The sequence below is a fragment of the Bacillus sp. NEAU-Y102 genome (assembly GCF_054788175.1).
In genome coordinates this window covers 120,511-133,377 of sequence record NZ_JBTWFK010000006.1, presented here as the reverse complement: position 1 = coordinate 133,377, position 12,867 = coordinate 120,511, and the positions used below count along the sequence as shown (strand labels likewise).

General features: G+C 35.8%; 9 protein-coding genes. 3 read left to right on the top strand and 6 right to left on the bottom strand.

The genetic code is table 11. The annotated features are described in order from the left end of the window. The first annotated feature begins 5 nt into the window (after nt 1-5). On the top strand, nt 6-1,562 hold the full coding sequence (locus ACYFX0_RS16755) for a zinc ribbon domain-containing protein (protein ID WP_106103398.1): 1,557 nt from the start codon (nt 6-8) through the stop codon (nt 1,560-1,562). 13 nt (nt 1,563-1,575) lie between these two features. Then, complete coding sequence (locus ACYFX0_RS16750) at nt 1,576-2,955, top strand: zinc ribbon domain-containing protein (RefSeq protein WP_000666859.1); 1,380 nt, start codon at nt 1,576-1,578, stop codon at nt 2,953-2,955. A gap of 170 nt (nt 2,956-3,125) precedes the next feature. Here the strand turns inward: ACYFX0_RS16750 and ACYFX0_RS16745 are convergent, their stop codons facing one another. Then, nucleotides 3,126-3,428, bottom strand: coding sequence for a DUF3910 family protein (locus ACYFX0_RS16745; RefSeq protein WP_136804403.1), 303 nt, complete (start codon nt 3,426-3,428; stop codon nt 3,126-3,128). Nucleotides 3,429-3,513: 85 nt separating this feature from the next. After that, nucleotides 3,514-4,398 carry a cell wall-binding protein EntA gene (locus ACYFX0_RS16740; RefSeq protein ID WP_000733345.1) on the bottom strand — a complete coding sequence of 295 codons (885 nt, stop codon included), beginning with the start codon at nt 4,396-4,398 and terminating at the stop codon, nt 3,514-3,516. 664 nt (nt 4,399-5,062) lie between these two features. On the opposite strand from ACYFX0_RS16740, the gene opuD reads away from it, so the two are divergent. Further along, nucleotides 5,063-6,577 (top strand): glycine betaine transporter OpuD, encoded by a 1,515-nt coding sequence (opuD, locus tag ACYFX0_RS16735; RefSeq protein ID WP_001230116.1) that lies wholly within the window; start codon nt 5,063-5,065, stop codon nt 6,575-6,577. A 599-nt stretch (nt 6,578-7,176) separates the two neighbouring features. Here opuD and ACYFX0_RS16730 read toward each other — a convergent pair. The 4 genes from ACYFX0_RS16730 to ACYFX0_RS16715 form a co-directional block, all read right to left on the bottom strand. Next, nucleotides 7,177-8,478, bottom strand: a complete 1,302-nt coding sequence (locus tag ACYFX0_RS16730) for a glycosyltransferase family 2 protein (RefSeq protein ID WP_000988755.1) — start codon at nt 8,476-8,478, stop codon at nt 7,177-7,179. Continuing rightward, nucleotides 8,475-9,230, bottom strand: a complete 756-nt coding sequence (locus tag ACYFX0_RS16725) for a diguanylate cyclase domain-containing protein (RefSeq protein WP_460270986.1) — start codon at nt 9,228-9,230, stop codon at nt 8,475-8,477. The genes ACYFX0_RS16730 and ACYFX0_RS16725 overlap by 4 nt, the downstream gene beginning before the upstream one ends. 261 nt (nt 9,231-9,491) lie before the next feature. Then, nucleotides 9,492-10,703 carry a NupC/NupG family nucleoside CNT transporter gene (locus ACYFX0_RS16720; protein WP_001051018.1) on the bottom strand — a complete coding sequence of 404 codons (1,212 nt, stop codon included), beginning with the start codon at nt 10,701-10,703 and terminating at the stop codon, nt 9,492-9,494. Nucleotides 10,704-11,069: 366 nt separating this feature from the next. Continuing rightward, nucleotides 11,070-12,812 carry a C40 family peptidase gene (locus ACYFX0_RS16715; RefSeq protein ID WP_000760264.1) on the bottom strand — a complete coding sequence of 581 codons (1,743 nt, stop codon included), beginning with the start codon at nt 12,810-12,812 and terminating at the stop codon, nt 11,070-11,072. Nucleotides 12,813-12,867 lie beyond the last annotated feature (55 nt).

Below are 12,867 nucleotides of genomic sequence, written 5' to 3'. Positions count from 1 at the left end.
GGAACATGTATTGTAAAACTTGTGGTTTAGAACAGTCTGATGTATCAAATTATTGTACGCATGATGGGTCTAGTACAGGTGGTGTAGCAAGTCATATTATATTAGCGCCTAAAGACTCAAAATATTGCCGAACTTGTGGAGTGGAAAGTAAAGAAACTGCTACATATTGTGAGAAATGCGGCGATTCCTTACTAGTAGGTATTACGAAAAAAGAAATGAAAACGAAATTACCAGACCAGGGTGTACAACTAAATGTGGGTTCATCTGGAATTGCTTTGAAAAAAGGCTTACTTGGTGGTGGTCTGGCAATTATATGCATGTTTTTGGCTGGCTGGATTAGTAGTTTAATTATCGATGCAGCGATGAATGATTTAATGAGAACGATGGTTACAAATACGAACGGTATGCTGGATATGACTACCATTAATCAATCTTTCATTGGCATAGCGCCATTAATTTTAATGTATCATTTAGCGGGTCTTGAAGTCAGTGGAAGTGGTACATACATAATGTCATTTATTCTTCATGTCCCATTGTTCATTTTATTAACTATTCCAGCACTTATATTAGGTGGAATTGGCTTTTTTGTAGAGAAAAAAACCCCGTCTATTGTTTGGCGTGAGAAGCTAGTAACAGCATGTATTATCGGTATTGTATATGGAATTTTCTTATGTGTTATAAGTTTTGTAGCAAGTTCTTCTACGACGATTTCTCAATTCTATGAAACAATGACAATTAATGTTAGTTATTCTCATATTATTAGTTTGTTGTACGGTATTATATTTGGTTTATTATTTAGCTTTATTGGCATGAGTATTGCAGCGGGACCACATCGTATGCTTTCCGCAATTAGTCAAAGTGTTCCATATGCAGCATCTATTTATTATAGTGTAGTGACTGTTTTAAAAGGATTAATCATTACATTTGGTATTATACTTATTACGATTTTATTTAGTAGTTCAAAATCAATGGGACCAATTGATTTCCCTGAGAAAACATATAAAGCATTAATTTCATTAGAAGCAACACCGTATATGTGGAATATGGCTCACTTTGCTCCAACTGCAATTGAATGGGCGAACATGGAGAAAGAAATACAGAACTATCCAGGAGGAAAAGGGCCGTTACATTTATCATATACATCAGGCATATCATTAAATGGTACGTCTTTAAAAGATGTGGCAATTGCTAATGGTGCTTCTGCTAAAGAAATTAAATATATGGATGAGTTCAATTCCTACATGCATTGGTGGGGTTTATTAATTTTAATACCATGTATCTTACTATTTAGAGCTGGAATGAAATTAGCTCAATATCCAATTAAAAATATATATGTAACGATTGCGATGTTTAGTGCGGTTTATACTGTGATGATGCTTTGTGTAAATGGATTAGCAAAAATCCAAATCGAAGCTTCAGGTAGTAAGGAAATTATGAAGGAATTTACGGGGATTTCTGGTCCGCTATTATCGATTCAAAGTAGCACGATGTATTTAATAGTAGGTAGCTTTATTCTTTCTTACGTATTAGTGTTTGCTGGGATGAAGTTGGTAAAAAAATAAGGGGGAGAATCGCTTGAAGTTTTGTGGAATATGTAATGAAAAAGTTGCAGACCATTTAAATTTTTGCCCAGAGTGTGGAAGTAAGATAGAAGAAATAGCTGATCAAACAGCTTCTTCTCGTTCAGAAATACAACGGGAAACAAAGCCGGTGAAAAGTAAGAAGAACATATTTTTACTGCTAGGTTTTCTTGTTATTTTTGCTATATTGTTCGGAGCATATAAATTTGGTGCAAGCAAGTTTTCAAAGGAAAAACAAGTAAACGTTATGATTGAGGCGTTTCAAAAGAAAGATGCGAATGCAATTGATGAGTTTGTAAAGGTAGATGATCCGAGCTTAAAGATTAAGGCAGAGGATATTAAGGCATATATCCGTTATTTAAAAGACAACCCTTCATATAATAAAGAGCTGCTGTCTTATTTACAAAGAGAGACAGTGGATCAAAAACTAGCAAGTGATAAAGCATCGTTTAAAGATGGACAAATTATAGAAGACGGAAAAGAATGGTTTTTATATCCGAAGTATAAATTTAGCATGAAATCGTATTATATGAATGTAAGTACAACTGCGAAGAATGCAGAAATATATGTGAATGATAAGAAAGAAGTAGAATTGTCTAATGACAAAACTTCAAAAGAAATTGGTCCATATTTTCCGGGTTCTTACGTTGTAAAGGCAAAAGCAAAGTCAGAGTTAACTGAGTTAGAAACAGAAAAAGAAGTAGATTTAGCAGATGAAAAAAGTGCGAAGGTAGATGTAAATTTATCATTAGAAGGCAATTATGTAACAATTTCCTCTGATGAAAATGATGCAAATGTAGTTGTGAATGGTAAGAAGCGTGGGAAGTTAAGCCGCGGAAGTTATAAACTTGGTCCTGTACCAACAGATGAAACGGTAGAAGTGCATTTAGAGAAAAATGCTGAGTTTGGCTTAATTAAATCAGAAAGCGTTAAAGTTGGAGACCAAAGCACCTATTACTTAAAATTCCCGAAAGAAACATCAAGTTCAGCAGTGGGCGAATTTGTAAAAAATCATATTTATGATAACGTACGTGCAATTTCATTAAATGATTTTAGTTTAATTGAAAATAATTATGATAAGAGCGGGAAATCGTATAAGGAAGACCGTGATTATATACAGTATTTACACAAAAAAGGAATTACAGAAGACTTATTAACGATGGAAGTTCGTAATGTAGAGCGTCAAAGTGATACGAAATATAAAGTAACGACATATGAAGAGTATCATATTCGTTACGGTGATGGATCTGTGAAGTTCAAAAGTTTTAACAACGAACATATTGTAACTGTGAATGGAAATGGAAAGATGTTGTATCATTCTCTTGGTGCAAATAATACGTTGAAATCAGAAGATGTATCTGGTCCAACTCGTTAATATGAGAGAGGCTGTTCAATATTTGAACAGCCTCTTTTGGTAGCTAAATCGATATTTCGTGTCAAACCGTTGATATATCGTAAGTTATGATAGATATAATTGAAAAATCGTTGATATATTGCGATTTATGATAGATATATTCGGAAAATCGTTGATATCTTTTTTTACAATTATGAGTGCGTTTCCTTTAATATCGCTTGTACATATGGATCATGTAATATTTGCTCTATAATTGGTAACATGTTTTGTTCAAATGGAATGTCGATAGGAAATGGCTTTTGAGAGCCTGATTTTATTCCATATTGCACAATTTTGTAATGTGTATTTTTTTCTGACTTGAGCACAATTAGCTTATAGCGATTATCATCGCCAGCGAGTGAGAAATCAATAGAAGTAGCGTTATATGTTACTTCATCTTTATATATGTACGGTTTTGGCGTACCAATCCAGTCTATTTTTGCTTGTACATTCATGGGCATAGCCTCCTTATATGTATTATAAATAAATAAAAGCCAGCTCTCAATAAAGAGAACCGGCTTGTAATTTAGCAGTCATTGGTTATTTTAAAATTTTCACTTTAACAGTTTTGCGGCCCCATTTTTGAGCAGCACTATCTGATCCAAGTAAGATATCGATACGGTTACCTTTAATTGCACCACCAGTATCTCCAGCGATAGCTTCTCCGTAACCTTCTACCCATACTTTAGATCCTAATGGGATTACTTTCGGGTCAACAGCAATCATTTTCATGTTTGGATTCGCAGTTAAATCATGACCCATTGCAGTTAATACACGGCCGCCATATGTGCCACCGTTTTCGCTCGGATGAGCTGTATATGCTGTAGCTACAACTGTTAACTCACGACCACCAGATGGTTCGCTAGTTTCAGCAGCTTTCACAGCAGGCTTAGCAGCTGGTTTTGCTTGTGCTGCAGGTGTTTGAGCCTTAGCTGGTGCTTCAACTTTAGCTTTAGCAGGAGCAGTTGTTTCTTGTTTCTCAATTACAGGTGCTGTACCTGTTAAGAAAGGAACATGAACATAAGCTGTTTTCCCGTTATATTCAAATTGTAACCACTCATTTTGTACTTGGCTCGTTGTTTCGATTACATCGTCTTTCTTCAACTTTCCAAGAATTTCTGAGTTTGTGTTCGCTTCAGCACGTACGTTTAATACGTTAGCTGTTACGTAGTAGATGCTTTTTGTGAACTCTGCACTTACGAATGCGTCTTTACCGTCTAAAGTAACTTTTGACCATCCGTTCTCTGTATTTTGAACATCTATTTTATTACCGTTTAGTAATTTACCGACAACTTTTGATTCAGTAGTAGGGTTTTCGCGTACGTTTAGTACGTCTGTTGTTACAACAGTTTCTGCATTAGCAGATGATGTGAAAATCCCAAGACCAAAAACTGCTGCTGTTGCTATTCCAATTAATTTTTTCATGATAGCCTCCATTGCGTTTGTTTTCGTGTCCTCATTATAGCAACAGATTTTTTCGGATTTGGGGAAAACACACAATTACAAACCATTCGTAATCAGTCGTTAACATCCTGTAATATAACAAAAAATATAGGAAAGCGTTTTTCATTCTATATGACTCATAGGTTGCTGGTTATATTCAAAATATTTAATACAACATATTTTTTTCGACGTAAATAAAAATATTACAGGAATGTTACATGATGTTTACTAAACGATTACATTCCTTGAGTATTTTACCGTTTTATGGGTAATATAGTTATATAAACATAAACATTTTGTTTGTGAAGCTATAATCACGTGCTATATACTAGCAAAAAAACCGCATAATTGTTACAAAACGAAAGGGTTGCAAGGAAGAAATTCGCCCTTTTTTACATATGTAACACATCCTTTTTTAGGAAAATACATTCCTATCCGCGTTTTTCTCACACAATTTGACAGCAGTATTTCTAACTTGTAGCTCTTGCAGAGTGAAAAGGTTATACGAAAGGTAAGGCTGTCTATAAGAATTCGAATTGGTGAAGGTGAAAGTAAGAAAATCACCGCAAAATTATAGTTTTCTATCCGATTTTACATATCGGAATTTATGTTATTTATAAAAGCGAAACCTACGAAGGGGGATTTGATGAGGAAACTGACAAAAACATTCATCGTTTCATTAACATTATGTATTGCATTTACAATTTGGGGGATTATTCCCGAATCTATTATTGGAAAAGGTAGCTTAGGAAATGTAACAACTGCAATTCAAACTGCATTAGTTAGTAAGTTTGGGTGGTTTTATATTATTTCCGTTTCTATTATTTTAGGTGTGTCTATCTTTTTAATTGTTTCGAAATACGGTTCTATTCGTTTAGGTAAAGATGATGACGAACCTGATTATAGTTATATGACATGGTTTGCTATGCTATTTAGTGCTGGTATGGGTATCGGCTTAGTTTTCTGGGGCGTTGCTGAACCATTAAACCATTTGTACGCACCTCCGTTTGGAGAAGGTGCAACTGAGGAAAGTGCGCGCCTTGCATTGCGTTTTTCATTTTTCCATTGGGGATTACATCCTTGGGGACTATATGCGTTTGTAGCGTTATGTATTGCTTATTTTACCTTTAGAAAAGGAAAAGCAAGTACGATTAGTGCGACGGTAGGTCCGTTATTTAAGGGCGGGGAACACGGACGTATTGCTCATTCATTTGATGTGTTAGCTGTTTTCGCAACTGTGTTTGGTGTTGCAACTTCATTAGGTCTCGGTGCAAAACAAATTGCAGGTGGTGTTAGCTATTTAACATCTATTCCGAATTCATTAACGACACAGTTAGTTATTATTGCAATCGTAACAGTTCTTTTCATGTTATCTGCACAAACAGGTCTTGATAAAGGAATTAAATATTTAAGTAATACGAACATTATTTTTGCATTTGCACTTATGATCATTGTATTATTTGCAGGTCCAACAAACTTTATTATGAATTACTTCACTTCAACAATAGGTTCTTATATTCAGGAATTGCCAAGTATGAGTTTCCGTTTAAGTCCATTGGATGAAGGCGGAAATCAATGGATTCAGTCATGGACAATTTTCTATTGGGCATGGTGGATTGCATGGTCACCGTTCGTAGGTACGTTTATTGCTCGTGTTTCACGAGGTCGTACAATTCGTGAGTTTGTTATCGGTGTGTTACTTGTACCGACCGTAATCGGTGCGCTTTGGTTCTCCGTTTTCGGCGGGACTGGTATTCACATGGAGCTGTTTGGTGATGCACATATCTTTGAAAAAATTAAAGAGATGGGAACAGAAGTAGGATTGTTTGCTATGTTCGATCAGATGGGAAGCTTTGGATCAGCTTTATCTGTTTTAGCGATTCTTCTTATTTCTACATTCTTTATTACATCGGCAGACTCTGCAACGTTTGTTTTAGGAATGTTAACGACACATGGTAGTTTAAACCCACCAAATCGTATTAAAATGATTTGGGGTATCGTTCTAGCCGCGATAGCTTCTACCTTATTATATATTGGCGGATTAGAAGCCTTACAAACGGCAGCTATCATTGCAGCATTCCCATTCGTCTTTGTTATTTTCTTTATGATGGCAGCATTATTTAAAGAGTTACAAAAAGAAGGACGTATGAAGCGTCATTAATAATAGAAGGAAAAGAGCTGATTTTATATCAGCTCTTTTTTTATCCCTCTATTTGTTGGCTGATTAAAGTTTCACTTTATATAGAAGGAATTTGAAATGCGGGTAAGGGAAATAAAATACTTTACTATATAAGTAGTATGCCTTTTATACGAAGAAAAAACGATGGGTTTCGACAATATTCGATATCTTACGAATTCTATTCGTATTTTTGTCAAAAATATGTCGGAAATGTGTTGTCACTTTTATGTATATGTGCTATATTATTTCCTGTAAGCGATTTCAAATAGTTTTAAAGCGCATTCAAGGGGGACATCTAGAATAATGAAACGTTACGAAAGAAAGTGGAAGCATATTTGTTTGAAACGTGTGGCACATCGTAGTGTCCAAGAAAGCACGGAACCTAAGACTGAAACGCGCAAAGAACAGCAAGAGAAGCAATTGGTTCTACAAAAATAGCAATCACTTTTTCGTATATAAATGAAGGTCGATCGTTCGTTGGGGGATGGACGTGAAATTACTTTCAGCTAAGGGGTATTGTCTGATATATAATTTATACGGCAATAAATAAGCACAGAGCATACGGCGCTCTGTGCTTATTTTTATTTATCTTTTTTAAATCGAACTGTCTTATCCCAGCCGATGACTTGTTTCTTGCTCTTTGCACGTAAATATAAGATTAAGCTGCGAATAAATAAGTACGTAAAGAGCTGTGCATACGTAAAGTACATAATAACGCTAATAAAAATATTAGTCGGTGTAAAGGTTCGTTCGACACTCTGGGCACTAAATAATTGTGAAACATATGTAATATATGCTACATACCACATAAATAGTAGCGGAATGCTATATTGAATTTGGAATATCCCGAGTAGCCCAATTACAAACCAAACGTTTGAAATGATTAGGAATAGCCAAAATACAACATACACTAGAACTTGTTGTAAGGAATGAACGAGCAGTTTTCCTTTAAAGAAACTTAATGACGAGAACATTTTTTCTAAAATGTATAAATTTCCTTGGAGCCAACGTGTACGTTGTTTAATAAGAATTTTTAAATGCTCTGGTTCTTGTTCCCAAGTAACTGATTCTGGGACGATTGGTAAGAGATAACCTTTTTGTGTAATTCGTAATGTTAATTCAGCATCTTCTGCAATTGCATAAGGGTCATAGCCACCAAGCTCTTCTAGTGCTGAGCGACGAAGAAGCATATTTGTTCCTGTTAGTGAACCCGTTTGGAATAGTAACCAGCGTCCAGATTGCATAAGGAGCTGGAAGATTTGAAATTCTAGCGAAATCATTCGCGTCAACCAGTTTCTTTTTTCATTTACAGTACGAACGTGTCCAACTGCTCCAACCGCATCTTCAGTTGTTTCAGCGTGCTCTACAAGCATTCGCAGTGCGTGTGGTTCAGGTTGGTTATCTGCATCGTAAACACAGAAGTATTCACCATCTGAAATACTAAGCCCATAGTTTAGTACACGTGATTTACCCTTCGGTTCACCGGAGGGAACACGAATGTGGCGAATATGAGCATAAGCTTTGTCGAAATCATCGCCGATTTCAGGTGTTTCATCTTGAGAGTTATCATTTAATAAATAAATAGTTAGCTTTCCTGGATATTCAATCTTCGCCATCGCCTCTAAAGTATCTTTAATAACGACCCCTTCATTATGGGCAGGTATGAAAATATCGACGCTAGGATAATGTTCTAGTGTACGATCTTTTCGTTTGCTATTTCGGTGAATTAGGCCCGCGATTGTTAAGAAAGAGTAGTAAACGAGTAAGCCAGAGAATAGAAAGGCCGTAAAAATAAGTACATATTTAATTGAAAATGTGATACTGATCCAAAAAACGAGTACGCAAAACAGAAGAAATAAAAGAAGTATAACGAGAGTCATCATAACAATGTCTGTCCTTTGTTTCCAATTTGCTCGCTTGAAATTTTTATATCTTGGATTGCTTCAGCTGCAAGCCATTTTTCTAATTTTGGCTGTAGACGGTTCATTACTATATCTGCACCAGCCTCATTTGTGTTCTGTAATAAAATAACTAATGTACTCTCATCATATTCAGCAGCAAGGTCAAAATCATTCCTTACCGTTTCAACTAATAAGGAAGCTACACGATCCATAACACTTTCCTTCGTATATTTACTAAAGGAAGTGAAATCAAAGTAAACGATAACGCCTGTTTCATTACGACGATTCATTGCAGTCGTTAATAACGCTTGGCGTCTCTCGAATTCTTGTCTAGTTAATAATTTTGATTCTCCAATATATTGTTCCAACGTTCTCACACGCTCAGTTAAAGTTTTATTTTCATGAATCACTTTTTTCAATAGGTGAGTTGTTATATATACAATGAAGAAGTTAGCTACCATCAGGAAGTGGGTAATCATATATTGCCATTGATCTGATGTACTCCATAAATGAAGCCATGCTTGATAAAATAAATAAAATACGGAAATAATGGTTCCTAGTATGAAGAAAATAAATGCTGTTTTATCAGCTAAAAATAAGAATAGTACATTTACGATTACATATATTATTGTAAAAATGAGCGCATGCTCATAATTCGTCACATGTACAGTAATAAAATAAAATACAATTTGTAGAATCCACATAGAGAGGATTTTATAGAACTTATCTTTCACAAAACTTTCCTCCTTAAAGCTATTTCATCCATAGATACTTGTAGTATGCGCAATTATTAAGAAATTGACTATGTCGTTAAATTCTTTTGAAGGGCAACAACAAGTAGTATCTCTATTTTCATAAGAAAAATAAAAAGACTTAAACATTATTGTATCATAATGTTCTCATATTTGGGATAAGGTGATTGATAGATACATAAAAGGCGTTTGGAGTGCATGAAAAAAGTCTTCTCTTGGAGAAAGAGAAGACTCTATATAAGTTTATAGGAACATCATACCTGCAACTGCTGCATTTAAGAAGTTAGCTAATGTACCAGCGATAACTGCTTTAATCCCTAATTGTGCAATTTGTTTACGGCGAGTAGGAGCTAGCGTTCCTGTTACACCTAATTGAATTGCAATAGAAGAGAAGTTTGCGAATCCACAGATTGCGAATGTTAAAATTAGATTTGTTTTGTCAGAGAACTCTGCCATATGTGGTCCTAAGTTTGCGTATGCAACGAATTCGTTGATTGCAAGTTTTTGACCGATAAAGCTTGCTGCTTGTACAGCTTCACCTGGAGAAACCCCGATTAAGATTGCAAATGGTGATAATAAGTAACCGAAGATTAAATCAAGGCTAAGTTTAATATGGAATAAAGACCCAACTAATCCTAATAGACCATTTAATAAAGCGATTAATGCAATGAAAGCCATTAACATTGCTGCTACGTTAATAACAAGTTGCATACCTTCAGATGCACCACGTGCAGCTGCGTCGATAACGTTTGCGTCTTCACGTTCTGTAGAAAGTTCAACGTTATTATCTACTTTTTCTGTCTCTGGCATGATTAGTTTCGCAATTAATAAGCTTGATGGAGCTGCCATAATTGCAGCTGCTAATAAGTGCTCTAACGGAATACCCATTGCTGCATAGCCGACAAGAACTGATCCGGCAACAGCTGTCATACCGCTTACCATAATAGTGAAGAATTCACTATTTGTTAAGCGTGCTAAGTAAGGTTTAATTAAGATTGGAGCTTCAGTTTGTCCTAAAAATACAGTCGTTACTGAGTTTAAGCTTTCTGCTTTAGAAGTTCCAAGAAGTTTACTTAATGCACCACCAACGACGCTAACAAATTTCTGCATAATACCGAAATGATATAAGATTGCTACTAATGAACTAATAAATACGATTGGAAGTAGTGCTTGAATAAAGAATACAAATCCCCAAGGTCCTTTTGCGTTGACTAAATCCCCAGCAACGAACTTAATTCCCTCGTAAGAAAAATTAATTAATCCTTGAACACCGTCAGCAGCGTGTTTTAAACCTGCTTTACCAGCATCCCATCGTAATACGATAAATGAAAATGACATTTGTAATGCTAGCGCAATTAAAATTGTGCGCCAATTAATAGCTTTGCGGTTGGAAGATAGTAAGAAAGCAATTGCTAATACTCCAATCACGCCGCCAATTCCCCATAAAAGATTCATGCAGTGTATGCTCCTTCCTCATAGTAAAAACAGTGTATAAACCAGTTGTCTATACATTTACGAATATAACATCTTAAGTAACTTATCATAATGGACATCGGAGGTCAAACGTCTAATGAAAAGTTTAAATAAAAAGAAAATTCTTCAAAAAAACACATATAAAATAAATAGACATGAAATAGGTTATGTTTTTTATGAAAATATATACATTATGATAACGTTATGCATTGTTTTTGCAGAATAAAGTGTATGAAATAGAAGAATGGATACATTATTTTGTAGAGAGAAACTAGGGGAAAGGGAGTAATGTGTTGAACTCGTAACAAAAAAGCCTTCTAGTAAACTAGAAGGCTTTGAAACTATTAATTAAGGTGCTTTCGTGTATCCTAAGAAGTGGCTCTTCCAATAAGAGTTATTTAATGAAGCGATTGCTACACCTTTATCTCCAGCTTGGATAAATGATCCGCCCCCAAGGTAAATACCCATGTGAGAAGGACCAGATTTATAAGTGTTTTGGAAATAAATTAAGTCACCAGGTTGTGGACTTGAAGTTTTTGGTAGGCTACTCCAATATCCCGCAACACTTTGACGGCTAATGTTATGACCAAATTTCTTAAATACATGGTAGATGTAGCCACTGCAGTCTACGCCGTTAGCAGAAGTTCCGCCCCAAACGTATGGTACACCTTGCATTGATTTTGCATATGCAAGTACGGAAGAACTGTCGCCACTATTATTGCCTGTATTATTATTGTTGTTATTGTTTTGATTGTTATTTTGGTTATTGTTAGGCTTATTATCTACTGCGCCTCCAACTGGTGTTTTAGATAGGTAACGTGTTCCGATATAACCAGTTTGACCGTTGTAGTTAATTTTGCTCCATCCAGAGTTTTCAGAGATTACTTGAACCTTCTGTCCTTGTGGAAGTGCACCTATGATTCTATAATTTGTACCTTCGCCGCTACGTACATTTAGTGCAGAAGCATTAATGTAGTAGTCGCCAATTGCACCTTGGTTAGGTTTTTCAGGTTGTTTTGGTTGCTCAGGAGTAGTAGTACCACCTTTAACGAATTTTACAAATTCGCTACTAACAAAGCCTGTTTTTCCTTGGTAATTTACTTTAAACCAACCGTTTTCAGATCCAACTACGTTTAATGTTGTACCGTTTAAAACACCACCAATTACACTATGGTAAGCAGCAGGGCCTGTACGAACACGTAAAGATGTAGCGTTAACCACGTAAGAACCGCCAGTTTGAATAGTTCCATTATTATTGTTTTGCTCTTGTTTGTTGCCTTCTGTAACGTTTTCGTTAGAACCGCCTTTTGTTACGTAGTCTTTGCTTATATAAGCAGTTTGTCCTGCGTAATTGATTTTGAACCAATCTTGAACTTCGCCAACAACTTGTACTACTTGTCCTTTTGTAACAGAACCTACAGTTGTGTGAGAAGTACTAGGACCTGTACGAACACGAAGGGAAGATACATTTACTGTATAGTTTCCGCTTGCTGGTTTTACTTCTTGGTTGTTATTGTTATTATTCGTATTGTTGTTTGAAGAACCCGCATTAGAAGAAACGCCAGATACGAATTCGCCACTTACATAACCTACTTGTCCATTATGGTTAATTTTCACCCAACCATTTTCTTGTCCAATTACGTTTAATGTTTGTCCTGCATATACACGTCCAGAAACAGAACTAGAAGTGTTAGGAGCTGTACGTACACGTAATACATCAGCAGTAACTTTATTGTTTCCGCCTGTGCTTACATTGTTGTTTGTTGCTCCACTTTTTGATACAAATTCGCCACTAACAAAGCCTGTTTTTCCGTTAATGTTAATTTTGAACCAACCATTTTCTTCGCCAATCACGTTTAGTGATTGACCGTTATAAACGCGTGAGATGATGTCGTGAGAAGTGCTTGATCCCGCACGAACATGTAATACGCTCGCGTTTACCTTATAAGATGAGTCGTTTGATGCAGAAGCTTGGACAGTTGTAGCAGCTTTTTGTGTATTTTGTTCAGGTGCAGCTTGAACACTATCAAGTGTAGGTGCTGCTCCTCCTGCTACAGACACTGCCGCAAGACCGGCAAGATACTTTTTCATAATTTGTCGATTCCTTTCTGTCTGTAATGTAGTGAAGAAATATTTACCAACTGTT